This window comes from Streptococcus mitis NCTC 12261 (assembly GCF_000148585.2).
Taxonomy (GTDB): domain Bacteria; phylum Bacillota; class Bacilli; order Lactobacillales; family Streptococcaceae; genus Streptococcus; species Streptococcus mitis.
Map to the genome: position 1 here is coordinate 1,305,681 of NZ_CP028414.1, position 25,766 is coordinate 1,331,446.

Annotated in this window: 16 protein-coding genes and 1 pseudogene; 1 reads left to right on the top strand and 16 read right to left on the bottom strand. The window is 39.1% G+C overall.

Features of this window, described 5'->3' with window-relative positions; translation table 11 throughout:
• Window positions 1-103: 103 nt before the first annotated feature.
• Complete coding sequence (locus tag SM12261_RS06745) at window positions 104-2,062, bottom strand: peptide ABC transporter substrate-binding protein (RefSeq protein ID WP_000748522.1); 1,959 nt, start codon at window positions 2,060-2,062, stop codon at window positions 104-106.
• A 204-nt stretch (window positions 2,063-2,266) separates the two neighbouring features.
• Window positions 2,267-3,890: pseudogene (locus SM12261_RS06750) on the bottom strand (putative polysaccharide biosynthesis protein).
• A gap of 105 nt (window positions 3,891-3,995) precedes the next feature.
• Between SM12261_RS06750 and SM12261_RS06755 the strand changes: the two are divergent.
• Entirely contained in the window at window positions 3,996-5,441 is a 1,446-nt protein-coding gene (locus SM12261_RS06755) for a UDP-N-acetylmuramoyl-L-alanyl-D-glutamate--L-lysine ligase (RefSeq protein ID WP_000590269.1), read from the top strand.
• 46 nt (window positions 5,442-5,487) lie between these two features.
• Here the strand turns inward: SM12261_RS06755 and SM12261_RS06760 are convergent, their stop codons facing one another.
• The 14 genes from SM12261_RS06760 to SM12261_RS06835 all read right to left on the bottom strand — a co-directional run bounded on the left by SM12261_RS06760 (window position 5,488) and on the right by SM12261_RS06835 (window position 25,686).
• Entirely contained in the window at window positions 5,488-5,679 is a 192-nt protein-coding gene (locus SM12261_RS06760; RefSeq protein WP_000051184.1) for a CsbD family protein, read from the bottom strand.
• 100 nt (window positions 5,680-5,779) lie between these two features.
• Window positions 5,780-6,430, bottom strand: a complete 651-nt coding sequence (locus SM12261_RS06765; protein ID WP_000614491.1) for a DUF1803 domain-containing protein — start codon at window positions 6,428-6,430, stop codon at window positions 5,780-5,782.
• On the bottom strand, window positions 6,414-6,926 hold the full coding sequence (locus SM12261_RS06770; RefSeq protein ID WP_000892239.1) for a YiiX/YebB-like N1pC/P60 family cysteine hydrolase: 513 nt from the start codon (window positions 6,924-6,926) through the stop codon (window positions 6,414-6,416). Before SM12261_RS06770 ends, SM12261_RS06765 begins: the two co-directional genes overlap by 17 nt.
• 86 nt (window positions 6,927-7,012) lie before the next feature.
• Window positions 7,013-7,948 (bottom strand): manganese-dependent inorganic pyrophosphatase, encoded by a 936-nt coding sequence (locus SM12261_RS06775; protein WP_000036046.1) that lies wholly within the window; start codon window positions 7,946-7,948, stop codon window positions 7,013-7,015.
• A gap of 178 nt (window positions 7,949-8,126) precedes the next feature.
• Window positions 8,127-8,423 (bottom strand): GIY-YIG nuclease family protein, encoded by a 297-nt coding sequence (locus SM12261_RS06790; RefSeq protein WP_000349617.1) that lies wholly within the window; start codon window positions 8,421-8,423, stop codon window positions 8,127-8,129.
• Window positions 8,413-9,162 (bottom strand): tRNA1(Val) (adenine(37)-N6)-methyltransferase, encoded by a 750-nt coding sequence (locus tag SM12261_RS06795; RefSeq protein WP_033685376.1) that lies wholly within the window; start codon window positions 9,160-9,162, stop codon window positions 8,413-8,415. The genes SM12261_RS06790 and SM12261_RS06795 overlap by 11 nt, the downstream gene beginning before the upstream one ends.
• Window positions 9,163-9,214: 52 nt before the next feature.
• The gene (locus SM12261_RS06800) at window positions 9,215-9,577 is read right to left on the bottom strand and encodes a S1 RNA-binding domain-containing protein (RefSeq protein WP_000689605.1); all 363 of its coding nucleotides are present in this window, start codon (window positions 9,575-9,577) and stop codon (window positions 9,215-9,217) included.
• 1 nt (window position 9,578) lies between these two features.
• Window positions 9,579-10,979: a bifunctional Cof-type HAD-IIB family hydrolase/peptidylprolyl isomerase gene (locus tag SM12261_RS06805; RefSeq protein ID WP_020903466.1), complete on the bottom strand. Its 1,401-nt coding sequence runs from the start codon at window positions 10,977-10,979 to the stop codon at window positions 9,579-9,581.
• Window positions 10,980-11,058: 79 nt separating this feature from the next.
• Window positions 11,059-11,562 (bottom strand): GNAT family N-acetyltransferase, encoded by a 504-nt coding sequence (locus SM12261_RS06810; RefSeq protein ID WP_004239245.1) that lies wholly within the window; start codon window positions 11,560-11,562, stop codon window positions 11,059-11,061.
• A 173-nt stretch (window positions 11,563-11,735) separates the two neighbouring features.
• Window positions 11,736-11,975 carry a 30S ribosomal protein S18 gene (gene rpsR / locus SM12261_RS06815; RefSeq protein WP_000068664.1) on the bottom strand — a complete coding sequence of 80 codons (240 nt, stop codon included), beginning with the start codon at window positions 11,973-11,975 and terminating at the stop codon, window positions 11,736-11,738.
• Between the two features lie 31 nt (window positions 11,976-12,006).
• The gene (gene ssbA / locus SM12261_RS06820; protein WP_000609602.1) at window positions 12,007-12,477 is read right to left on the bottom strand and encodes a single-stranded DNA-binding protein SsbA; all 471 of its coding nucleotides are present in this window, start codon (window positions 12,475-12,477) and stop codon (window positions 12,007-12,009) included.
• Window positions 12,478-12,488: 11 nt separating this feature from the next.
• Complete coding sequence (gene rpsF / locus SM12261_RS06825; RefSeq protein WP_001151778.1) at window positions 12,489-12,779, bottom strand: 30S ribosomal protein S6; 291 nt, start codon at window positions 12,777-12,779, stop codon at window positions 12,489-12,491.
• A gap of 163 nt (window positions 12,780-12,942) precedes the next feature.
• On the bottom strand, window positions 12,943-19,470 hold the full coding sequence (locus SM12261_RS06830) for a mucin-binding protein (RefSeq protein WP_004239242.1): 6,528 nt from the start codon (window positions 19,468-19,470) through the stop codon (window positions 12,943-12,945).
• A gap of 420 nt (window positions 19,471-19,890) precedes the next feature.
• Window positions 19,891-25,686 (bottom strand): mucin-binding protein, encoded by a 5,796-nt coding sequence (locus tag SM12261_RS06835; protein ID WP_000287308.1) that lies wholly within the window; start codon window positions 25,684-25,686, stop codon window positions 19,891-19,893.
• Between the last annotated feature and the right edge of the window lie 80 nt (window positions 25,687-25,766).

Genomic DNA, 25,766 nt, shown 5'->3' on the forward strand with positions numbered 1-25,766 from the left:
TGATAAACAATTTAAAAAATGTAAGCACTTTTCTTCCAACTTCGCCATCATTCTATAAAAAACGACAGTTTCTTTTGAAACCATCGTTTTTCTTGAAAAATCCTTATTTGACATGTTTTGCCAATTCTTCTTGGGCTTTTTTATTGGATTCTTCTTTTTCTTTCAGCCATTTTTCTTTGGCTTTTTCATATTCATCTTTTGTGACTGTTTTATCTTGTACTTTGAGATATTTATATGATTCGATACCTTTATTACCAGCTAATGAATATGGTGTTGAGAAAGGAACAACTTTTCTCAATGTTGGTGTTCCACCCTTAGAAACATTTGGAATCGCTAAAGCGCTATCTACTAACCACGCTTGGATATCAGCATACTTTTCATAGCGTTTTGCAAGATCTTGTTCCTTATTGGCTTCTTCTAACATTTGAGTGTAGACATCCAATCCAACAGCCTTGGCTTTGTCATTGGCTTCACCTGGCTCTAAACCTAGATTTTGCAACAAACCACCAGAATTAAGATTGAAGACATCAAGATAGGTTGAAGGATCTTGGTAATCAGGACCCCAACCACCGTTGTATAGATCATAATCCTTCTGAGCTGCTGTCTGAGCCAAATAGCTTGTATTATCATAGTCTTCAGTAGTAAGTTGTTGAATATCAATTACAACATTTTCTGCACCTAAAGCTGCTTCAATAGATTGCTTCATAGAATTTGCCTCTTGAACACCCTGTTTAGCAGCTTGGTCAACTGTCATGTCCAAGTGAATAGGGAATTGGACTCCTTTAGCTTGGAGTTCTTTCTTAGCCTCTGCAAATTTAGCCTTGGCTTTTTCAGCATTGTAGTATGAATCTTGGGCATCCGCAAAGTTGATTCCTTGCCATTCCTTACCATAATTCACCATCTTAGAGGCTACTACTTCACCAAAGTCTTTCCCGTTGATACTTACGAAGTTTGGAGGAACAACCAAGTTACGCAAAATCTTAGTTGCACCATCTTCTCCCTGAGATTGAGCCCCGTAAGCTGTACGATCATAGGCAAAGTTAATGGCTTGACGGAAGTTTTTATTGAGAACCGCTTCCTGAGTCGATTTCTTTTCAGCATCACTTGTCTTGGAAGTGAACTTATAAGATTTTCTATCTAGATTAAAGTTTAAGAAATAAGAAGTGGCATCTTGCAAGCTATAGATGATATTGTCCTTATTCTTTTCTTTAATACCTTCAAAGCTTGCACTATTTGGATAAAGGCGAGCATAACTATAAGCTCCCTCAACAAAGTTACGAGCTAGTGCATCTTGGTCACTACCATCATAATAAGCCAATTTCACATCATCTACAAAGACATTTTTAGCATCCCAGTAGTTCGGATTTTTCTTAAATTCAATAACAGATTTTGAAACAAAGGATTTCATCAAGAAAGGTCCATTGTACAAAATACTAGATGGGTCTACCTTCCCAAAATCATCCCCTTTTGATTTCAAGAAATCCGCATTGACTGGGAAGAGAATGGTTGAAGTTGTTTTTGAGTTCCAGTAAGATTCTGGTCGTGTCAAGGTATATTGAACAGTTTGGTCATCAAGTGCCTTGACTCCGACAGTTGAAAAGTCGCTTGTTTTACCGTTAATGTAATCATCCAAACCTGCAACGGATTCTTGAACTAAGTACAAGGCTTCTGATTTTTTATCTGCTGCATATTTCAAACCAGTTACAAAATCTTGGGCAGTTACAGGAGCATATTCTTCTCCATCTGCAGTATACCATTTAGCATCTTTACGCAGTTTGTAGGTATAGGTCAAACCGTCCTTAGAAACACTCCAATCCTCTGCCAAAGATGGAATATAGTTTCCATACTGGTCATTTTCCATGAGACCATCTACTAGATTAGTCACAATATCATTGGTTGTTGCACGGTTTTCTGCTAGATAATTCAAACTAGACGGATCACTGGTATAAACATAGTTATATGTTTTTGACCCTGTGCTAGAACTTCCACACGCGCTTAATAAAATACCTGCACTTAACACGACACCTGCAAGTGCTGCATACTTGGCTTTAGACTTTTTCATCTCCAGAACCTCCTGATTTAAATATTTGTCTTATTATACAACTTGAGTTTTATTTAGTCAATAGCTTTTTAAGTAAAATTTAAGAAAAATTAAATTACTATCCACAAACTATAGAAATTATTCTACAAAATAATAAAAAGAGAATAATTCAAGCATTTCATGATAGAAATGTTCAAATTATCCCTTTTATTTATAAATGTTTTTTTAAGTTAACTTTAATTTGATTCGTAAGCGATCTGCTTGAGCTTTTCCAATCACCTTGTCCAATAGACGGGTACGGAGACTCATAACTCCATAAACACCCCCACCCATGGCACCCAACAAGGGCTACATATAGAAAACTCCACAAACGTCCACTTGGTTGGAAGACAAATCCCAGTACCCACTGGATAGCGCCTACACTGATGAACATAACAAAAGTCAACAAACTGATTAAAATAGTTCGCTTCACAATAATCTTGCGCTTGACACCCGTTACCTTACAAATATCCCGATACATCAAGACGTTAGGAATGATAAGACCGATAGTTGTGGAAATCAAAGGACCATAACTGTGAAAGAGAGCAATGGTAGGTATTTGCAAGACTAGCTTGACAATCGAACCATAGATAAAGTAGAGAACGGCCTTACGGTTGCGGAACATGGCCTGAAGCATTGGAGACAAGACCATGTACAAACCTAAAATGGTAGACTGCAAAACGGCAAAGACAAACAAGCCCATAGCTAAACTATCTGGCTTACCATAGAAGACTGTATAAAGAGATTCTCTTACCATGACCACTCCAACAGTTGCTGGCAGTAGGAATAAGAAAAGCATGGTGATGCTGTCCTGAACTAGACGAGAAGCCGCCTTCAAGTCCCCCTTAACATAGTTTTCAGTCAAAAGTGGCAAACCTACACTCCCAATCGAAACCCCAACAGAAATCAAAATCATAGTGATTTTATTAGGATTGGCAGAGAAATAAGAAAACATGACAACCAAGTCTTCATTACTATAGTTGGTAAACCAACTCATACTATTGATAAAGGTCATCTGGTCCAAAATCTGGAAAAGCTGGATAGCAGACCCTGTCAGGATAAAAGGAATGGCTTCCTTAATGGTGTCGACCAAAAGACGCTTGCTGTTTATCTTATCTCCTGTTTCAAGGACTCTTTTAAGTAATCCTTCTTTGGCAAGGAAATAGATCAAAACTGCAAAACTAGCTACCATGCCGACAAAAGCAGCAAAGGTGGATTGGGTAACCGCTGCTAGATAATCCCCTGAACCCATTTTCATAATCATAAAGGTAGCTAAGAGCATCCAGATAACACGAATGACCTGCTCAGCGATTTGGCTCATGGCATAAGGTTTCAGGTTATTCATCCCTTGGAAGAAGCCTCGAATCACACTCATAGATGGGAAAATCAAGACCGCCCAAGCCAAGCTCTGCATGATTGGGATCAGGTCTTTCCCTACACCTGACAAATCTGCTAGCCAAGGAGCAAAGACATACAAGACTAAAGCAAAAACCAGACCTAATCCTGTCATAAAGCCTAAAAAGCTCCGAATCAGGGCAAAGCTATGCTCTTCTTCTCGCATGGTATTATACTTGGCCACTTGCTTAGCCACTGCAACTGGGATACCCGCTGTTGAAACCAGCAAGAACCAGGCATAGATATTATAGCCCATGGTGAAGAGACCATTTGCTGTAGCCGCATAAGACCCCATCCAGATATACCAAGGGATAATATAAATAGCCCCGAGTAGACGACTGATAAAGTTACTAGCCGTTAGCCAAGCAGTCCCTCGTAACATCTGGGCCTGCTGGTGATTGTTTTCGTTAGACATAGATTCCTCATTTAATTTTAATAACTAGGAAAAATTCCTCATCTTCCATTATAAACTTTTCCTTGTTACTTGTAAATTTACGACTTTCGGTTTACAATAGAAAGTATGATTAAGATTGAAACCGTATTAGATATTTTAAAGAAAGATGATCTCTTCCGTGAGATTATCGACCAAGGACATTATCACTACAACTACAGCCATGTCATATTTGACACCATCTGCTATGATAGCCGCAAGGCCAAAGAGAAGAGCCTCTTTTTCGTCAAGGGTGCTGCCTTTAAGAAGGAATTCCTGATTTCTGCCATCTCTCAAGGCCTCGGTTGGTATGTGGCTGAAAAAGATTATGAGGTTGGTATTCCTGCTATTATCGTCAGTGATATCAAGAAAGCCATGAGTTTGGTAGCTATGGAATTTTATGGCAATCCACAGAAAAAACTCAAACTCCTTGCCTTTACTGGTACTAAGGGTAAAACAACAGCAGCCTACTTCGCCTATAACATTTTATCTCAAGGGCATCGACCTGCTATGCTCTCGACCATGAATACAACTCTAGATGGCAAGACTTTCTTTAAGTCTGCATTGACAACCCCTGAGAGTATTGACCTCTTTGACATGATGAATCAAGCTGTGCAAAATGACCGTACTCACCTCATCATGGAGGTCTCCAGTCAGGCCTATCTGGTCAAACGTGTCTATGGTCTAACCTTTGATGTGGGAGTTTTCCTCAATATCAGCCCCGACCATATCGGCCCGATTGAACACCCTAGCTTTGAAGACTACTTCTACCACAAACGTCTCTTGATGGAAAATAGCCGAGCAGTCATCATTAATAGTGACATGGATCACTTTTCTGTCTTGAAAGAACAAGTAGAAGATCAAGACCATGATTTCTACGGCAGCCAGTCTGATAACCAAATCGAGAATTCCAAAGCCTTTAGCTTTTCAGCTACGGGTAAACTCGCTGGAGATTATGATATTCAACTCATTGGCCACTTTAACCAAGAAAATGCCGTTGCTGCTGGACTTGCTTGCCTCCGTCTCGGAGCTAGTCTTGAGGACATCAAAAAAGGAATCGCTGCAACCCGTGTTCCTGGTCGTATGGAAGTCCTCACTCAGAAAAACGGAGCCAAGGTTTTCATCGACTACGCCCACAATGGTGACAGTCTCAAAAAACTCATCAATGTTGTAGAGACTCATCAAACAGGAAAGATTGCTCTGGTGTTAGGTTCGACAGGAAATAAGGGAGAAAGTCGTCGTAAGGACTTTGGACTTCTCCTCAATCAACACCCTGAGATTCAAGTCTTTTTGACTGCTGATGACCCTAACTATGAAGACCCAATGGCCATTGCAGATGAAATTAGGAGTTACATCAATCATCCTGTTGAAAAAATTGCGGATCGCCAAGAAGCCATCAAGGCAGCTATGGCTATCACAAATCACGAATTAGATGCAGTTATTATCGCCGGTAAGGGAGCCGATTGCTACCAAATCGTTCAAGGCAAGAAAGAAGCCTATCCAGGAGATGCAGCCGTCGCAGAAAATTATTTATAAGATAGTAAAAAATCAAGGGAAATGAAACCCTTGATTTTTTCTATTTTTATTTAAAAGCGTTTTTCAAACCTTCAACGGCACCTTCTACAGCACCTTTAGCATCTTCAACTACCTCTTTTGCCTTAGCAACTGTCTTTTCTACAGCGCCTTCTGCTTCAGTCTTGCTATCCCCAGTAACTTTACCAAATCCTTCTTTGATAGCGCCTGTTGCTTGTTCCAATTTGTTTTCAAGTGACATATGATTGTCTCCTTTAGTTTATTCCGATATGTGTTACCGGTTACATATAGTTTATACTTAATCCTAAGGAAAGTCAAACAATGTGCTCAGAAACAAAATTTCACGCTAAGTAGAAAGTTAATCTCTCCTTGTCAAAATCGACGGTCAACTCATACTTCCCCTCTTCATTTTGGACAATATAGTCTAGGACGACCAAACTATCCACAAAGATATCACGGCGTTTCTGTATAAGCTGGTCTTTTTTGAGAAATTTCAACAAAAAAGTCGTCATATATTTGAGAGCATACTCAGGATTAACATCTCCCAAAATGTCGTAAAGCTCCTGCTGTTTTTCTGTCAAAGGATACTGATGTTTGACCTTGTAGAAATAATTGGACAAGGTCATTTCTGTTCTCGCAAAGTCCGTCTTTTCAACTAAAATAGCTGCATTGGTTTGATTTCGTAATTCTGTCTCAAAACTCTGCTCTAACAAGGCTTGATAGACTGGACTATCTTCGCTGACAAAAATCTCTTGATCCAGTTCGAGACTATCGAGTGATTCAAGCATAGGAAGATTAAGGTAATAACGCTTATTTTCTCGTAGAATCAAACCTGCCTTTATATACTCTTCCATGAGTTTATCAACTGCAACATCTGGAAATTGAGCCTTAATTTCTCGCAAAATCACATCCTCATGCTGGTCCAGATAGCGGATCAATTCTCTAAAAAATGGCTGTCTCGTCAAACGAGATGGATTAAAAATCTGAATCATGAAGATTCCTTTCTTTACATTCTAACAGAGGCGATGCTGCCAACTGACTAGGATTGGTCCCAGCTTGGTTCAAAGGAACAGGCAGACCTAGTTCTCTGTAATACTCTCTCCAAAAATCACTAATCTCCTGCTCCCCATCTCCAAATTTCATGGGAATCGTTTCAAAAATCGGTAGGATTTCTGCCATGTACTGGGAACAGTAGAAACCAGGTCCAGCTGGATAGAAAGAAGCATTGTAGGGTGTTCCTAGATGTTTGCAAGCTTTTTCCTTCACAGACTGGATATCCATTTCTGGGTAGAAATAGAGGTCGTACAAGTGATTGGACTCAAAGAAGTCTACTGGTTCCTGACAGACAACACCATCCTGTCCACTAGCGTGGTAAATCATCCCATCCAAACAAATCGCAACATGGTTATAGTTGCCTGTGGAAGTCTGAATGGCCTGTCCCATATCTGACTCATCTCTCACAAAAATCAAATCGCCATTTTCTAACATGCTTCACTCCTAGAAAAAAAGGAGCCGAAACTCCTTTCGATATAAGTCAAACTAGCCTTTCCTAATTTGAATTAACACTCAAAATCTTAAGCATTAAAGCTTTCAGTCAATTGAGGTACCACTTGTTTCTTACGTGAAACAGCACCAGCAAGGAAGGCATGATTGTTTTCAAGTTTGAAGTTGAAGGCTGCTTCAACCTTGTCCATGTTAGCACCAAGTGCTAGGATTTCTGAGTTTGAGTTGACGATATCTGTAATCATCAAGACAAAGTCAGAATAACCATTTGCTGCGTTAGCGGCTTGCATTGCAGCTTCAATTTCTGCTTGGCGTTCCAATACTTCAGCGATGTCAACTGTGTTTACTTGAGCAACACGGACATTATTTCCGTTCAATTCAAAAGTTTTAGCATCGATGTCAATCAATTCGTCAGCAGATTTGCTAGCCAAGTTTGTACCAGCTTTCAACATAGCCAAACCATACTCTTCCAAGTTGACACCAGCCAATTCAGCCAATTCAGGAGCAATAACCTTATCTGTTGGGTGTGTTGTTGGTGATTTCAAAAGAAGAGTATCTGAAATCAAACCTGAAAGCATCAAACCAGCAATCTCTTTAGGCACGGCTACACCATGTTCTTTGAACATACGGTAAACGATTGAAGACGCTGAACCAACTGGCTCCAAACGCATGTAAAGTGGGCTTGCAGTTTCAAAGTTAGCCACACGGTGGTGGTCTACAACACCGTAAACTTCTACTTCAGCGATATCTGATACAGATTGTTGGAATTCATTGTGGTCAGTCAGGATAACTTGCTCTGCTCCTTCTGCTTTGGCAGAAGTGATAACACGCGGTGCTTCTACACCAAAATAGTTCAAGACAAAGGCTGTTTCTTCATTTGGAGTTCCAAGAGCAACAGCTTCCGTATCCAAACCGTATGCTTCTTTTGCAAGGTAGGCAAAGGCTACAGATGACCCGATGGCATCTGAGTCTGGATTTTGGTGACCAAATACTAGAATCTTAGACATGATAATACCTCATTTTATTTATTCTCTTTATTGTAGCATTTTTTTCGCTTTTTGACAAAAGTAAGAGGAGTCAAAGGGCTCCTCACAATTCTTCAAAATAACTGATACTCTTCGAAAATCTCTTCAAACCACGTCAGCTTCGCCTTGCCGTACTCAAGTACTGACTACGGCTAGCTTCCTAGTTTGATCTTTGATTTTCATTGAGTATGAGTAAATTTCTATCTTGATTTTCAGATAAAAATCTTTCCTTCTGTGGCCTCTTCTTACGCTTGAGAAGGGCTTCTGCTGACATGGCTTCTTCCTTACTGGCAAAACCTTGAACATAGATAAGTTTGACTGGCAAGCGTGCTCGTGTGTATTTGGCTCCCTTCCCACTATTGTGGACAGCAAGGCGTCTTCTCACATCAGTCGTATAGCCTGTATAGTAAGATCCATCACGGCACTCCAGCACGTACATATAAGCCTTATGATCCATAATAAATCTCTTCAAGTTCAGGCGTATAAGAGCCATCATCATTGTGAACAATGAGAGGTGGTAAGACCTTAAAGCCGCTTGTTGAACCATCCTTGATTGCCTCAATCAAAAGCATATTGGCTTCCTTTTCTCTTTTTGGATAAACAAACTGCAGGCGCTTAGGAGCTAGATTATGCCGTTGTAATGTATCCAAAATATCCAGAAGTCGATCAGGACGATGAACCATGGCCAAACGCCCATTAGACTTGAGAATACTCTGGGCACTACGACAGATTTCCTGCAAATTAGTCGTAATTTCATGGCGCGCCAAGAGATAATGTTCACTCTCGTTCAGATTAGAATGAGGATCCACCTTGAAATAGGGCGGATTACACAAAATCATATCCACCTTACTTCCCTGGATGTAAGCAGGCATATTTTTCAAATCATCACAGATGACCTCCATCTGCTCTTCCAAACCATTCAAACGGACAGAGCGTTCAGCCATATCCGCCAAACGCTCCTGAATCTCAACAGCCAAAATCTGTGCCTGAGTCCGAGTGCTAGCAAAAAGCCCCACTGCTCCATTCCCAGCACAGAAATCCACTATCAAGCCCTTTTTAGGAAAACGTGGAAAACGTGACAAGAGAACACTATCCACCGAATAGCTAAAAACCTCTCTATTTTGAATGATTTTAATATCTGTCGAAAAGAGCTGGTTAATGCGCTCTCCTGATTTTAATAATTGTTCTTCTTCCATGGTCCTATTATAGCAAATTTATATTAACATTACAAAGAATATAGATTTCTAACTAGTGCTTCTGATTCTTCAAATGTTGAAGGGCTTCCTTGGTCCAAATTGGCATCATTCGTTTGAGAGGCGCAAAGCCGTAGTTAAAACGGTCGCTTGAAAAGCGTCGCCGTCTCGGAAACTGGTGCTTTTCTTCCTCCAAAGTGCGGATAGAAAGACTAGCTTTCCCTGTAAATTCATCTAAATCCACTACTTGAACTTGAACCTCTTCATCGACTTTCAAGGCTTCTTGGATATTTTCAATAAAGCCTGTCCTAATCTCTGAAATGTGAATCAGCCCCGTATCACCCGTCTCTAGCTCAACAAAGGCTCCGTAGGGCTGAATCCCTGTAATACGGCCCTTTAGCTTATCACCGATTTTCATCTTAGTCCTCGATTTCAATTGTTTCAATCACAACATCTTCAACTGGCTTATCCATAGCTCCTGTCTCAACAGCAGCAATGGCATCCAAGACAGCGTAAGAAGCTTCATCAGCTAGCTGACCAAATACAGTGTGACGGCGGTCTAGGTGAGGGGTTCCACCTTGGTTGGCATAGATTTCCGCAATCGGTTCTGGCCAACCACCACGAGCAATTTCTTTTTTAGAATAAGGCAGGTGTTGATTTTGCACGATAAAGAACTGGCTGCCGTTGGTATTTGGACCAGCATTGGCCATGGAAAGAGCACCACGGATATTGTAAAGTTCTTCTGAGAATTCATCCTCAAATGATTCGCCGTAGATTGACTCGCCACCCATACCAGTTCCAGTTGGATCTCCACCTTGAATCATAAAGTCCTTGATAATACGGTGGAAAATGACACCATCATAGTAGCCATCTTTTGAAAGTGCAACAAAGTTAGCTACTGTTTTAGGAGCATGTTCAGGGAAGAGCTTAATACGCAAGTCTCCGTGATTAGTCTTAATAGTCGCGATAGGACCTTCTACTGTTTCAATATCTACTTGTGGGAAATGCAATTCTTTTTCTACCATACCAAATCCTTCTAAGGCATCAAAAATGCCATCTTCTTCTAATGTTTTTGTAATATAATCTGCTTTTTCTTTGATGTTATCATGAGAAATTCCCATTGCAACGCTGATTCCAGCATAATCAAAGAGTTCCAAGTCATTCAGGCCATCTCCAAAAACCATGACGTTCTCTGGTTTCAAGCCAAGGTGTTCCACAACCTTTTCCACACCCGTCGCTTTGGAGCCTGAAATCGGCACAATATCAGACGAATGCTCATGCCAACGAACCATGCGAAGTTTGTCAGAGAGACTGTCAGGTAAGTGTAAGTCATCTCCTTTGTCTTCAAAAGTCCACATCTGATAGATGTCTTCTTTCTCATGGAAATCAGGATCCACATCCAAATCGGGGTAAATTGGATTGATAGCCTCACTAATCATATCGGTGCGAGTCGATAATTTGGCGTCATGACTCCCAACCAAGCCATACTCAATTCCTTCTTCCTTAGCCCAAGAGATATACTCCTCAACATCTGACTTCTCGATCTGATGCTGGTAAATGACCTGACCTTTTTTATCTTCAATATAGGCACCATTTAAGGTTACAAAAAAGTCAGGCTTTAGCTCACGAATCTCTGGTACGACACCAAAAATCCCTCGTCCAGAAGCAATACCTGTCAAAATTCCTTTCTCACGTAATTGCTTAAAAACAGTTGGGATTGAAGCTGGAATAAAACCTGTCTTTGAATTCCGCAATGTATCATCAATATCAAAAAAGACAATCTTGATTTTCTTTGCCTTGTATCTTAATTTGGCATCCATCTCACTACCTCTTTCAATCTAACTCTTTCCATTATACCATAAAGTAGCTAAATCCCCTATTTTCAAAAAGTTTCCCGTTTTATTGTAAGTCCTTGGATAAGTATAAAACTAAATCATCATCGTTTTGACAACTTGCACCCATTTCTAGCGGTTTATTTCTATACCAGACACCTGTCCCATCTGGAATATAGCCTCGTTTGATATACAATCTCTGGGCAGGACCATACCCCAAGTGCAAACCTACACCTAGACATACTTTACCAGAAAAACGCTTAACTCCTTGTTCCGCTTTTTCTAAGAGCCTATTGCCTATGCCTTTATTTCTAAATGGTTCAAACACATTGAAATCTGAAAGCTCTGGATAGATTGACGCAAAAGGCCCGTGTTTAGCAGAGGGCAAAATGGTAATGTAGCCCGCTACAGCACCATCAATCTCTGCAACTAAAACTTCTCTCTCCCCACTTTCCTGTTCCAGAAAATATCTAGCCAAAATTTCCTCTCTACCAGGCCAACCTTGATTCATAAATCCATGAGATAAGGATTCAATATCAGACTTAATCATATTTCTAATCGTACAATTCATCTTTGACTTACCCACCTTTACTCTTTCTATTACCATTATAGCACGCCAAAGTCAGAAAAAAACTATCTCGTGAAAAAAAGACTCAACCGGGTCTGAAAAAGAGGTCCACCCGAACCCAAACTCGCTCTCTCATTTCAAGGCTCGTGAAAAAAAGACCCAACCGGGTCTTTTCTTTAATCTTCGTTTACGAAAGGCATCAAAGCCATTACGCGAGCGCGTTTGATAGCTGTTGTTACTTTACGTTGGTTTTTAGCTGAAGTTCCTGTTACACGACGAGGAAGGATTTTCCCACGTTCTGAAACGAAACGGCTAAGAAGCTCAGTATCTTTGTAATCAACATATTCAATTTTGTTTGCTGCGATGTAATCAACTTTTTTACGGCGTTTGAATCCGCCACGACGTTGTTGAGCCATGTTTTTTCTCCTTTATAATTTTAGTTGTCCATTAGAATGGTAAATCATCATCTGAAATATCCAATGGATTTGTTGCTCCAAATGGATTTTCATCACGTGAAAAGTCTGGTACTGAATTTGTAGGCGCTGAATAGTTTGAACTTGGTGCAGAATAAGCTCCACCTGTGTGACCTTCACGCACACTACGGCTTTCCAACATTTGGAAATTCTCAGCCACGACCTCTGTCACGTAGACACGTTGTCCTTGCTGGTTATCGTAACTACGAGTCTGGATACGACCTGTCACCCCGATAAGTGAGCCTTTTTTAGCCCAATTAGCAAGGTTTTCAGCCTGTTGGCGCCACATAACGACATTGATAAAATCAGCCTCACGTTCGCCATTTTGACTCTTAAATGTACGGTTTACTGCAAGAGTAAAAGTCGCAACTGCTACATTTGATGGGGTATAACGCAACTCAGCGTCACGTGTCATACGCCCTACAAGTACAACATTGTTAATCATAGTTTACCTTCTTAAGCGTCAGTTTTGACGATCATGTGACGAAGAATGTCAGCGTTGATTTTTGAAAGACGGTCAAACTCTTTAAGAGCTGCATCGTCGTTTGCTTCAACGTTAACGATGTGGTAAAGTCCTTCACGGAAATCTTTGATTTCGTATGCAAGACGACGTTTTTCCCAAGATTTTGATTCAACAACAGTTGCACCGTTGTCAGTCAAAATAGAGTCAAAACGTGCTACCAAAGCGTTTTTAGCTTCTTCTTCAATGTTTGGACGAATAATATAAAGAATTTCGTATTTAGCCATTGATATGTTCCTCCTTTTGGTCTAATGACCCCAAGACTTTGCAAGGGGTAAGTGAGGTTCGCTCACAATAAACTATTATACTAGAAAAAAATTTTTTACGCAAGTAAAAACACCGAAATAAAAAAAGAAGATGACGAATCATCTTCTCAAAAACTATGAGTTTTTAGTCTTCTTTTTTCTTGCGAGCAAGAAGTCCAAATCCACCTAGGGCTCCAAGAAGTCCAAGCGCTGCAAGACTAGCGTTAGCTTCTGTACCTGTGTTAGGCAATTCTTTTTGACCTTCAACATATTTAGGTGTTGCTGGTTGAGTAGCTGAATCAGTTGGTACTGATGTTTCAGCTGGTGTTGGAACAGCAGGTTGGGTTGGAGTTGTTGGTTGTTCCGGTTGCACTGGAGCTACTGGTCGTTCAGGAGTCTCTGGTGTTGTTGGAACTGGTGCTGGTTCCGGCTTAGGCTCTGGTTTAGGAGTTGGAGCTGGAGTTGGTCCTGGGTAAGGAGTTGGGTTTGGCTTAGGACTGTTTGGAATATAATTAATTGGTGTATCCTCACTTGGGTTAGTTGGAACATTTGGTACTTCGTATCCTTTTGTTGGATCGTTTGGATCTACTGGTTTAAGTGGTTGTCCGTTTCCATCAACAGGTGTGTGACCTGGTACGTATGGAAGAACTGGTTTATCACTTCCTGGTTTTGTTGGATCCGTTGGATCATTTGGATACTTGATTGGGTTAGTTGGTTGACCTGGAATGTTTGGAATCCATGAACCAAGTGGTTTGTAAACATAAGTTACTGTTGTACCGTTTTCTCCAATCTTACCTTTAGCTTCACCTTCTACACGTTCCAATACGTATCCAGTAATAACTTTTCCACTTGTAGCGTACTCATCACCTACTTTACCTTCTGTAGTTTCTGAAGGTAGAAGCTCTTTACCGTTTTCATCTACATATTTAACTACTAGGTTAGCTTTGTTCGCTACGTAGTTAATTGGTGTATCCTCACCTGGGTTAGTTGGGACACTTGGTACTTCATATCCTTTAGTTGGATCGTTTGGATCCACTGGTTTCAACGGATTACCATCTTTATCCTTAGGTGTGTAGCCTGGGACGTATGGTACTACTTCTGTTGGTTGGCCTGGTTTTGTTGGATCCGTTGGATCATTTGGATACTTGATTGGATTTGTTGGTTGTCCTGGGATGTTTGGAATCCATGAACCAAGTGGTTTGTAAACATAAGTTACTGTTGTACCGTTTTCTCCAATCTTACCTTTCGCTTCTCCATCTACACGTTCCAATACGTATCCAGTAATAACTTTTCCACTTGTAGCGTACTCATCACCTACTTTACCTTCTGTAGTTTCTGAAGGTAGAAGGTCTTTGCCTTTTTCATCTACATATTTAACTACTAGGTTCGCTTTGTTCGCTACGTAGTTGATTGGTGTATCTTCACCTGGATTAGTTGGAACATTTGGTACTTCGTATCCTTTTGATGGATCTTTTGGATCTACTGGTTTAAGTGGTTGTCCGTTTCCATCAACAGGTGTGTGACCTGGTACGTATGGAAGAACTGGTTTATCACTTCCTGGTTTTGTTGGATCTGCTGGATCATTTGGATACTTGATTGGGTTAGTTGGTTGTCCTGGAATGTTTGGAATCCATGAACCAAGTGGTTTGTAGGTTACTACTTCTTTAGTATCTTTTGAATCCGCAGTTACTTTTGTAGTTGGTACTGTTACTTTATCAGCTAAGTATCCTTTAACTACTGGTGATTTCACTTCAGCCAAGTCTTGAGCTGGTGTCCAATCTCCATAAGTCACTTCACCTGTTACCAAATTAACCTTAGCTTCACGAGTGAACTTAGCCTCTTGAGTAACAACTTTTGGAGTTCCGTCTTCATTTAACACTGGAGTTCCATCCTCGTACACATATGTGATTGTACGTATGACTGTTTTGTTTAGATCTTTTTCTTCCAAGCCAGCTGGGTATTTAGGTCCGTCTGGGTTGTTTGGATCAACAGGTGCTCCTGGTGTTTTTGGTTGATCTGGGGTAACTGGTACAACACGTTCTTTAAGTGTTACTTTGAACTCTTGATCAGTATCTTTATCTTTATCGAACTTACCACCTTCTGGGTATGTATTAGATACTAATTCATATCCTTTGTTTTCAAGTTCTTTGATTTTCGCTTTTACGTCAGCTTCTTTTGTAAGTGGTGTATCTGAGTCACCTTCTTCAGTAATAGCATCAACACCTGGAATTGGATTTCCTTTCTCATCTACGAAAGTTGTTTTCGCTTTTTGCGTATCCTTCACGTAGTTGATTGGTGTATCCTCACCTGGGTTAGTTGGAACATTTGGTACTTCATAACCTTTAGTTGGATCGTTTGGATCTACTGGTTTCAACGGATTACCATCTTTGTCCTTAGGAGTCATACCTGGTACGTATGGAAGAACTGGTTTGTCGTTGCCTGGTGTTGTTGGATCTGTTGGATCATTTGGATACTTGATTGGGTTTGTTGGTTGACCTGGGATATTTGGTACCCATGAACCAAGTGGTTTGTAGGTTACTACCTCTGTAGTATCTTTTGAATCCGCAGTTACATTTACAACTGGTACACTTGCTTTATCAGCTAAGTATCCTGGTACTACTGGCGATTTCACTTCAGCCAAGTCTTGAGCTGGTGTCCAATCTCCATAAGTCACTTCACCTGTTACCAAGTTGACCTTAGCTTCACGAGTGAATTTAGCCTCTTGGGTAACAACTTTTGGAGTGCCGTCTTCATTTAATACTGGAGTTCCATCTTCGTATAAGTATGTGATTGTACGTGTAACAGTTTTATTTAGATCTTTTTCTTCCAAGCCAGCTGGGTATTTAGGTCCGTCTGGGTTGTTTGGATCAACAGGTGTCCCTGGTGTTTTTGGTTGATCTGGTGTAACTGGTACAACACGTTCTTTAAGCGTTACTTTAAACTCTTGATCAGTGTCTTTATCTTTATCGAACTTACCGCCTTCTGGGTATGTATTAGAAACTAATTCATATCCTTTGTTTTCAAGTTCTTTGATTTTAGCTTTTACTTCAGCCTCTTTTGTAAGTGGTGTGTCTGAATCACCTTCTTCAGTAATAGCGTCAACACCTGGAATTGGATTTCCTTTTTCATCTACGAAAGTTGTTTTTGCTTTTTGCGTATCTTTTACGTAGTTGATTGGTGTATCTTGACTTGGATCTGTTGGAAGATTTGGTACTTCATATCCTTCTTTTGGATCGTTTGGATTTACTGGTTTAAGTGGATTTCCATCTTTATCCTTAGGTGTGAATCCTTCAACGTATGGTACTTTTGGTTTATCAGTTCCTGGTGTTGTTGGATCTGTTGGATCGTTTGGATACTTGATTGGGTCTGTTGGTTGACCTGGAATGTTTGGTACCCATGAACCAAGTGGTTTGTAGGTTACTACTTCCTTAATATCTTCGGAATCACCTGTTACATTTACCACTGCAACACTTGCTTTGTCAGCTACAAATCCCTTAACTACTGGTGATTTAACTTCAGATAAGTCTTTTGCTTCTGACCAATCTCCGTAAGTCACTTCACCTGAAACTAAGTTTACTTTTGCTTCACGTGTGAATTTTGCTTCTTGTGCTACTGTTTTTGGAGTGCCATCTTCGCTTAATACTGGAGTGCCATCTTCGTATACGTATGTGATTGTACGTGTTACTGTTTTGTTTAGATCTTTTTCTTCCAAGCCAGCTGGGTATTTAGGTCCGTCTGGATTGTTTGGATCAACAGGTGTCCCTGGTGTTTTTGGTTGATCTGGTGTAACTGGTACAACACGTTCTTTAAGTGTTACTGTGAACTCTTGGTCAGTGTCGACATCTTTATCAAAGACGCCATCTGTTGGATATGTATTAGAAACTACTTCATATCCTTTGTTTTGAGCTTCTTTGATTCTCGCAGCGATTTCATCTGCTTTTGTAAGTTTGTCTCCACCTTTACCTGTTTCAGAGATTGGCGTGTTACCTTCCACTTGCTTAACATTACCATCTTTGTCTTGGTAGACAAATGTTGTTTTAGCTTTTTGGATTGGTGAGTAAGTTACTACATATTCGTAATCTTCATCTGTTGCAGTTGTTGGCTGTACCGGAACTTTTTCTACACTTGCAATGTAACCTTCTTTTTGAGGTACTGTTACTTCTGGAAGGTTTGTATCACCGTTTCCAACCCAATTAATATAGATAGGTTTTCTATTGGCATCTACCTGCGCTTCATTTTTATCATTTACTTGGATAGTACCTGTATAGCTTACAGTTTGTTTTGTTGGTTCAAATACTTCTTGTCCTGCAAGATCCTTAACATCGTCTGCGTAAACATACTTAATCGTACGGTTTACTTCTTCTACTTTTGTTTTCTTAACATAGTAGTAAACAACATTATTTACAAAAGCATTAGGGTTTACTCCATTCGCTTGAAGTTCCTCTGAACTATAGATAGCGCTAGCACGTTTTGGACCAATATTAACAGTTCCTGTTGTTCCTTTTGACGGAACATCAACACGAATATACTCAACACCTTTGATAGTTTTAGTTAAATCAGGAACTTGGTTTGAAACATCATATTTTTTACCTAAAATGTTCTTAGTTTCATAGCTACCATCTTCATTAGGCTTAGCATAACCATCATAATTTGTAGGTTCATATGCAAACTCTTCACCTGTTTCAATATTTACTAAAGTAATAGTAACAGCACCTGTTTCAAACTGGCTATTACCTCCAGCTCCAACTTCAACTTTCCAACCGTTTGCAACTTTGGTAGTTACATTTTCCTCTCCTCCATTAAGCGGTGTCCCGCCTGAAACTGTAAGAGTAGCTGCAGTTTTATCAGTATCTCCAACAACACTTCCATCTTTCAAACGACCAGCTTCATCGTAAATGAATTTAGAATACTCGTCTGAGAATGTACGGTTTGTTATAACTTTCTCAACTCCAAGTTTATCTAAACCTATTGAAACTGTTGAATCTTCTTGGATTGCTCCATCGATTACTTCTATTTCTAATTCTGTCGGTGATTTTACAGTAGCTTTTAATGTAAAGTTTGTATCACGACCGTCATTAAGAATCCAAACGTTGTTTGCATTAGCTTGAACATTATTCCAACGACCTGCAGGACGGTAACTTATACTATCAGCCTTATTAGTATTTGTGACAGTGTTTTTTGAACCATCAATTGCTTTAAAATACGTAAAATCATCATTTGGTAATGTAATCGTAAATTTAGAACCTTTTCCGTAACGTACATCACTATCAGTATTAATAACTACTGCATCACTCTTTCTAACGCGTTCACTTCCTTTATATCCTAAAATGTTATCTCCCATAATAGTAGCAGAAGTATCTTGTTTTTGTGCCGCTGACTTAGATGCTTTATGAGTATACTTATGTTCTAAAATTTGTTGACCATTTACACTAATCGCAGCTGTGTATTCTGTATCTTTAGAAATATTAGGTGCATAGTAATCAATGGCTGTTAAGTTTTCTGCATAGAAAGTTGTTACAGCATAGTTTTTCGCCTTGTCATTCCATCTAATCGTGTAAGTAGTAGTCCCTACTTCATTCGGAATAGCTGGTTGTTCGGTAAGACGCTCTTCATAAGTCTTACCATCTTTCTTACGTTGAGACCAGAATGGACTTTCTCCTCCTCTACTTCCTACAGAGTTAGTAGTTTCTTTAGATGAAACTTCACCAATTACAGTTCCATCTGCTGCAGTAATTTTTGTACCAGGTTTAAAGCTATCTCCAAACCCTGTTAGGTTTTTCATTTCAATCGTAGTAGTATCACCATTTTGCGCTTGAGATGTATCAAATACTACATCAATTCCCCATGCTTTAGGTGCAGTATTATCTGCGTTCATAGTCACATAGGCATTATTAACTGTTACAATTGCATTACCATTTCTAATAACACCTTTACCTGTAATGGTTTGATCTTTAGCAGCTGTAGCTCCAAGCACAGCTTCTACTTTACCTGCATGACCTGCACGTTTCATTTCAGCGTAGACTGCTTCAATAGCAGATGAGATGCGATTTACTTGGGCTGTTAGTTGTTCTTCCGTAGAATCGTTAGAATAGAGCAAACCTTTTGCCGCTACCGCTTCAAGCTTGACTGCAGCAATTGCAGCTGATAATTTTTGTTTAGCTTCAACATCTTTAGCTTCCTTATCTGAGAAGTTTGAAGCAACTGTTGCCATTACTTCTGCTTCTGAAGTCAATTGAGTAAGAACTGATTTAACTTCATCTTTAGGTTTTACTGTTTCAGCCTTTTCTTTATCTACTTCTTTTTTGTCAGCTTGCTCTTTATCAGATTTTTCTTTTTCAGCTTTATCAGTAATTTCTTTTTCTGCTACAGGTGTTGCTTCAGTTTTAGCCTCTTCTTTTACTTCAGGTTTTTCATCTGCTTTTACAGCATCAATCTTTAATTCTGGAAGTTCTTCAACTACAGGTGTTGTTAGAGCAGAGTCTGCATCCTTCTTATTTGTAGCTGCAAAATCAGAAGTAGTCGGATTTACTGGTAGAGTCTCATCAGCTTGTACTCCATTAGCACCTAAAACAAGTGCCGTTCCCAAAAGGACACTCGCTGCCCCAAAACTATATTTACGGATAGAGAAACGCTGGGCTCTTCTACCATGATATTTTTCCATTCTCGAATACATGTTTTCTCCTTTTTCTCTCAACTTAAATTTTTACAGTTCTTAGAAACACATATATATTTATATATTAAATTTTTGGTTCCAAAAACAACCATACCAGTTTATCATAAATAAAATTAACTCGTCAATAAATACATCTTATTTATGCTCGATTTATTTATATTATTTTTGTGCCCTAGGTACAAAAAAATAATATTATCAAACTCTTCCTAAACATACTTGGATATATATTTCATAAAAAATACAACATAGAAGACAACAAACTATCATCTCAAAAATGAATATATACTATTTCTGAGATGTACTATTTGTCGCGGGTACATCCTCTATAGATATTATGGAGCCGCTTTTCTTAAACCTACTACAGTGGACAAAGAGTAAAAAAAGAAGATGACGAATCATCTTCTCAAAAACTATGAGTTTTTAGTCTTCTTTTTTCTTGCGAGCAAGAAGTCCAAATCCACCTAGGGCTCCAAGAAGTCCAAACGCTGCGAGGCTAGCATTAGCTTCTGTACCTGTGTTAGGCAATTCTTTTTGACCATCAACATATTTAGGTGTTGCTGGTTTAGTAGCTGAATCAGTTGGTACTGATGTTTCAGCTGGTGTTGGAACAGCAGGTTGGGTTGGAGTTGTTGGTTGTTCCGGTTGCACTGGAGCTACTGGTTGTTCAGGAGTCTCTGGTGTTGTTGGAACAGGTTGTGGTGTTGCCACTTTCTTGTAATGATGTACAAGATTTCCATTAGGGTCTTTCGTAGTTGTTACGTATTCGTAACCTGAAATTCCTTTTGGAGCTTGTGCTCCTTTTTCACTTGGTGCGATATCTTTACCATTTTCGTCTACATAGTAAGTCACAACTTGTTCAGGTTGCGGTTTTGGTTGTGGAGTATAACCGTCCTGATCACCATTTGGAGTTACATTTGGAATGTAATTAATTGGTGTATCCTCACCTGGATTTGTTGGGATGTTTGGTACTACATATCCTTTTGATGGATCTTTCGGATCAACTGGTTTAAGTGGGTTGCCATCTTTATCTTCTGGTGTGAATCCTGGAACGTATGGTAACACTTCTGTTGGTTGTCCTGGTTTTGTTGGATCTTGTGGGTCATTTGGATACTTGATTGGGGTAGTTGGTTGACCTGGAATGTTTGGAATCCAAGAACCAAGTGGTTTGTAAACATATGTTACTGTTGTTCCATCTGTTCCAATCTTACCTTTAGCTTCACCTTCTACACGGTCCAATACATAGCCAGTAATAACTTTTCCACTTGTAGAGTAGTCATCACCAACTTTACCTTCTTTAGTTTCTGTTGGTAGAAGTTCTTTCCCATTTTCATCTACATATTTAACTACCAAGTTAGCTTTGTTGGCTACATAGTTAATTGGTGTATCCTCACCTGGATTTGTTGGGATACTTGGAACTTCATATCCTTTAGTTGGATCGTTTGGATCTACTGGTTTCAACGGATTACCATCTTTATCTTCTGGTGTGAATCCTGGAACGTATGGTAATGTTTCTGTTGGTTGACCCGGTTTTGTTGGATCTGTTGGATCATTTGGATACTTGATTGGGTTTGTTGGTTGACCTGGAATGTTTGGAATCCAAGAACCAAGTGGTTTGTAAACATATGTTACTGTTGTTCCATCTGTTCCAATCTTACCTTTAGCTTCACCTTCTACACGGTCCAATACATAGCCAGTAATAACTTTTCCACTTGTAGAGTAGTCATCACCAACTTTACCTTCTTTAGTTTCTGTTGGTAGAAGTTCTTTCCCATTTTCATCTACATATTTAACTACCAAGTTAGCTTTGTTAGCTACATAGTTAATTAGTGTATCCTCACCTGGATTTGTTGGGATACTTGGAACTTCATATCCTTTAGTTGGATCGTTTGGATCTACTGGTTTCAACGGATTACCATCTTTATCTTCTGGTGTGAATCCTGGAACGTATGGTAATGTTTCTGTTGGTTGACCCGGTTTTGTTGGATCTGTTGGATCATTTGGATACTTGATTGGGTTTGTTGGTTGACCTGGGATGTTTGGAATCCATGAACCGATTGGTTTGTAGGTTACTACTTCTTTAGTATTTTCTGAATCTGCAGTTACTTTTGTAGCTGGTACTGTTGCTTTATCAGCTAAGTATCCTTTAACTACTGGTGATTTCACTTCAGGTAAGTCTTTAGCTTCTGACCAGTCTCCGTATGTAACCTCACCTGTAACCAAGTTGACTTTAGCTTCACGTGTGAATTTAGCTTCTTGAGTTACTGTTTTTGGTGTTCCGTCTTCATTTAACACTGGAGTTCCATCTGCGTATACGTATGTGATTGTACGTGTTACTGTTTTGTTTAGATCTTTTTCTTCAAGTCCAGCTGGATATTTAGGACCGTCTGGGTTATTTGGATCTACTGGAGTTCCTGGTGTTTTTGGTTGATCTGGTGTTACTGTAACTTCTTTAGCTTTAAGTGTTACTTTGAACTCTTGATCAGTGTCTTTATCTTTATCGAACTTACCACCTTCAGGGTATGTATTAGATACTAATTCATATCCTTTGTTTTCAAGTTCTTTGATTTTAGCTTTTACGTCAGCTTCTTTTGTAAGTGGTGTATCTGAGTCACCTTCTTCAGTAATAGCGTCAACACCTGGGATTGGATTCCCTTTTTCATCTACGAATGTTGTTTTCGCTTTTTGCGTGTCTTTTACGTAGTTGATTGGTGTGTCTTGACTTGGATCTGTTGGAAGATCTGGTACGATATATCCTTTTGTTGGATCTGCTGGATCTACTGGTTTAAGTGGATTTCCATCTTTATCCTTCGGTGTGAATCCTGGTACATATGGTAACACTTCTGTTGGTTTACCTGGTTGTGTTGGATCATCTGGATTATTTGGATATTTGATTGGGTTTGTTGGTTGTCCTGGGATGTTTGGAATCCATGATCCGATTGGTTTGTAGGTTACTACTTCCGTAATATCTTTTGAATCTCCAGTTACATTTACTACTGGAACACTTGCTTTATCAGCTAAGAAACCTGTTACTACTGGTGATTTAACTTCAGCTAAATCTTTAGCTTCTGACCAATCTCCGTATGTAACTTCTCCTGTAACTAAGTTTACTTTTGCTTCACGTGTGAATTTAGCTTCTTGTGTTACTGTTTTTGGTGTTCCATCTTCATTTAATACTGGAGTTCCATCTTCGTACACATAAGTGATTGTACGTGTAACAGTTTTGTTTAGATCTTTTTCTTCCAAGCCAGCTGGGTATTTAGGTCCGTCTGGGTTGTTTAGATCTACTGGAGTTCCTGGTGTTTTTGGTTGATCTGGTGTTACTGTAACTTCTTTTTGTTTAAGTATTACTTTGAACTCTTGATCTGTATCTTTATCCGTATCGAACTTACCACCTTCTGGGTATGTATTAGATACTAATTCATATCCTTTGTTTTCAAGTTCTTTGATCTTAGCTTTAACATCAGCTTCTTTTGTTAATGGAGTTTCTGATCCACCTTGTTCTGTAATTTCAGCTACTCCTGGAATTGCATTTCCTTTTTCGTCTACAAATATTGTTTTCGCTTTTTGGATTGCTGTATATTTAACAACATATTCGTAATCTTCATCTGTAGCTGTTGTTGCTTGTACTGGAACTTTTTCTACACTTGCGATGTAACCTTCTTTTTGAGGTACTGCAAGTTCTGGAAGATCAGTGCTTTGTCCATCAGTTCCTTTCCAGTTAATATAAACTGGTCTGTCATTAGAGTTAATTACCGCTTTACCTTCTGCAGTTAACTTGATTGAACCTGTGTAGCTTACAGTTTGTTTTTGTGATGGGAATACTTCTGTACCCGCTAAGCCTGCAACATTATCCGCATATACAAATTTAATTGTACGGTTTACTTCTTCTACTTTTGTTTTCTTAACATAATCATACTCTGCTGGGGTAACAAATGCAGATCCATTTATACCTTTAGCTTTTAATTCTTCTTCAGAATATAAATCTCTTGCTCTTGTCTTCGTAACACTTAGTGTTCCTTTTGTATTTTCAGCAGGGATATCTGCAAGAATGTATTCTTCTCCATTAACTTCTTTAACTAAGTCTACGGGATCATTACTTACATCATATTTGTTTCCAAGTACATTAGTATAATCTTTTGAACCATCTTCACTTAAAGGAATATTCCCCGTATATCTTGTTGGTTCAAAACCTATAACTTCACCTGTCACTAAATCTTTAAATGTTCTAACAACAGCACCTGTTGGTGGCTCACCTTGAACTTTACCGTCACCTTTAACACTCCAACCATTTGGCACTGTAGTTGCAACGTCTTCTTTTTCACCGTTAACAGATTCTCCACCTGATACAGTAAGAGTTGCTGCAGTTTTATCGTTTCCTACATAACCTTCTTTAATTAATCCATTTTCATAAGTAATTTTAGAATATTCACTTGTTAAGGTTTTGTCTTTTATTACTTTTTCAATACCTAAAGATTGAAGAGGCATAGAAACTACAGAACCTTCTTGAATAGCACCTTCTGTAACTGTAAGTTCTAACTCAGTTGGTGAGATTAATCTAGGTGTTAGTGTGAACCCACTATCACGACCATCGTTTAGAATCCAAACGTTGTTTTCGTTAGCTTTAACATTAGCCCATCGACTAGCTGGACGATATGTAATACTATCTCCTTTATTAGGGTTAATAGTGGACGCTGTATTTAATCCATTTACAAAGTTAGAACTTCCTTCAAGTTCTTTAAACTCAGTAAAATCTGCATTTGGAAGTTTAATAGTGAATTTAGATCCTACCCCATAACGAACATCTGAATCAGTTTTTAATACGATTGAATCACTTCTACCTGTTTGCTCATTGTTAAGGTATGTCAATCCATTGTTTTCACTTAGTGATGCACTAGTACCTTGTTTTTGATAGTTAGGTTGTTGACCTTTTCTTGTATAAGTATGTTCAAGAACTGTACGCCCATCAATTTTGATAGTTGCTGTATACGGAGTATCTTTTGAAATTTCTGGTGCATAGTATCCACTCCCCGATAAATTACTCGCTCCAAACGACACATTAGGATAGTCTTTTACTTTATCGTTCCACTCGATGTTGTAAGTATATGTACCAGTTTCATTCGCTACCGCTGGTTGCTCAGCAACACGCTGATCATAAGTCATTCCACGTTGAGTACGTTGTCCCCAATATGGTGTAGATTTGTTATTGTTGTTTCCTGTAGTTGTTTTATAATCGATAGATTTAACTTTACCAACTACTGTTCCATCTGTCTCTCTGATTTCCGTATTTACTGCCAAACCACCACCTAGCTCAGCTAAGTTAGTCAGTTCAATTTTTGTAATAGAACCTGCTTTAAGAGTTGATGTGCTAATAGTAGTATCAAATCCCCATCCTACAGGTTTTGTATTATCAGCATTCATATCAACATAAGCGTTTGTTACAGCATTAACTGTTTCGCCATCTTTAAGAACGTCTTTACCTGTAATTTTTGACGCAGTAGCAGCTAATACCGATTCTACTTTACCTGCATGACCTGCACGTTTCATTTCCGTATAAACTGCTTCAATGGCAGCAGAAAGACGATTCACTTGGGCTACCATTTGGTCTTTAGAAGCATCGGATGAAAGCAAATCGTTAGACTTCGCTGCTTCCAGTTTAACTGCCTCAATCGTAACCGCAAGTTCTTTTTTGGCAGCTTCATCTTTCACTTCTTTATCTGAGAAGTTTGAAGCTACAGATGCCATAACCTCAGCTTCTGAAGTCAATTGGGTAAGAACTGTCTTCACTTCATCTTGTGCTTTTTCTGTTGCAGCTTTTTTAGGTGATTCTTTGTCAGTTTTTTCTTTAGCTACTTCTTTTTTGTCAGCTTGCTCTTTATCAGATTTTTCTGTTGCAGCTTTATCGGTAACTTCTTTTTCTGCTACAGGTTTAGCTTCTTCTTTAACTTCAGGTTTTTCATCTGCTTTTACAGCATCAATTTTTAATTCTGGAAGTTCCTCCACAACTGGTGTTGTTATGGCTGAATCAGGTTTCTGTTTATCAGAATTTGTAACTTCTGAAGTTTTTGTAGAAGCAGTACTTGTTTCATCAGCTTTAACAGCATTTGCTCCTAAAAGAAGAGCAGTTCCCAATAGAACACTAGCGGCACCAAAGCTATACTTACGAATAGAAAAGCGCTGAGCTCTTCTACCATGGTATTTCTCCATTCTTGAATACATTTTTTCTCCTTTTTTATATATATGTTGATTTAGAATAAGGTTGGAGTTCTTCATATTCCCTGCCTTTCCTGCTAAAGAAC

Coding starts and splice junctions, on each gene's coding strand:
- SM12261_RS06745 (WP_000748522.1), bottom strand. CDS start 2,062: ATGAAAAAGTCTAAAGCCAAGTATGCAGCACTTGCAGGTGTCGTGTTA.
- SM12261_RS06755 (WP_000590269.1), top strand. CDS start 3,996: ATGATTAAGATTGAAACCGTATTAGATATTTTAAAGAAAGATGATCTC.
- SM12261_RS06760 (WP_000051184.1), bottom strand. CDS start 5,679: ATGTCACTTGAAAACAAATTGGAACAAGCAACAGGCGCTATCAAAGAA.
- SM12261_RS06765 (WP_000614491.1), bottom strand. CDS start 6,430: ATGATTCAGATTTTTAATCCATCTCGTTTGACGAGACAGCCATTTTTT.
- SM12261_RS06770 (WP_000892239.1), bottom strand. CDS start 6,926: ATGTTAGAAAATGGCGATTTGATTTTTGTGAGAGATGAGTCAGATATG.
- SM12261_RS06775 (WP_000036046.1), bottom strand. CDS start 7,948: ATGTCTAAGATTCTAGTATTTGGTCACCAAAATCCAGACTCAGATGCC.
- SM12261_RS06790 (WP_000349617.1), bottom strand. CDS start 8,423: ATGGATCATAAGGCTTATATGTACGTGCTGGAGTGCCGTGATGGATCT.
- SM12261_RS06795 (WP_033685376.1), bottom strand. CDS start 9,162: ATGGAAGAAGAACAATTATTAAAATCAGGAGAGCGCATTAACCAGCTC.
- SM12261_RS06800 (WP_000689605.1), bottom strand. CDS start 9,577: ATGAAAATCGGTGATAAGCTAAAGGGCCGTATTACAGGGATTCAGCCC.
- SM12261_RS06805 (WP_020903466.1), bottom strand. CDS start 10,979: ATGGATGCCAAATTAAGATACAAGGCAAAGAAAATCAAGATTGTCTTT.
- SM12261_RS06810 (WP_004239245.1), bottom strand. CDS start 11,562: ATGAATTGTACGATTAGAAATATGATTAAGTCTGATATTGAATCCTTA.
- rpsR (WP_000068664.1), bottom strand. CDS start 11,975: ATGGCTCAACAACGTCGTGGCGGATTCAAACGCCGTAAAAAAGTTGAT.
- ssbA (WP_000609602.1), bottom strand. CDS start 12,477: ATGATTAACAATGTTGTACTTGTAGGGCGTATGACACGTGACGCTGAG.
- rpsF (WP_001151778.1), bottom strand. CDS start 12,779: ATGGCTAAATACGAAATTCTTTATATTATTCGTCCAAACATTGAAGAA.
- SM12261_RS06830 (WP_004239242.1), bottom strand. CDS start 19,470: ATGTATTCGAGAATGGAAAAATATCATGGTAGAAGAGCCCAGCGTTTC.
- SM12261_RS06835 (WP_000287308.1), bottom strand. CDS start 25,686: ATGTATTCAAGAATGGAGAAATACCATGGTAGAAGAGCTCAGCGCTTT.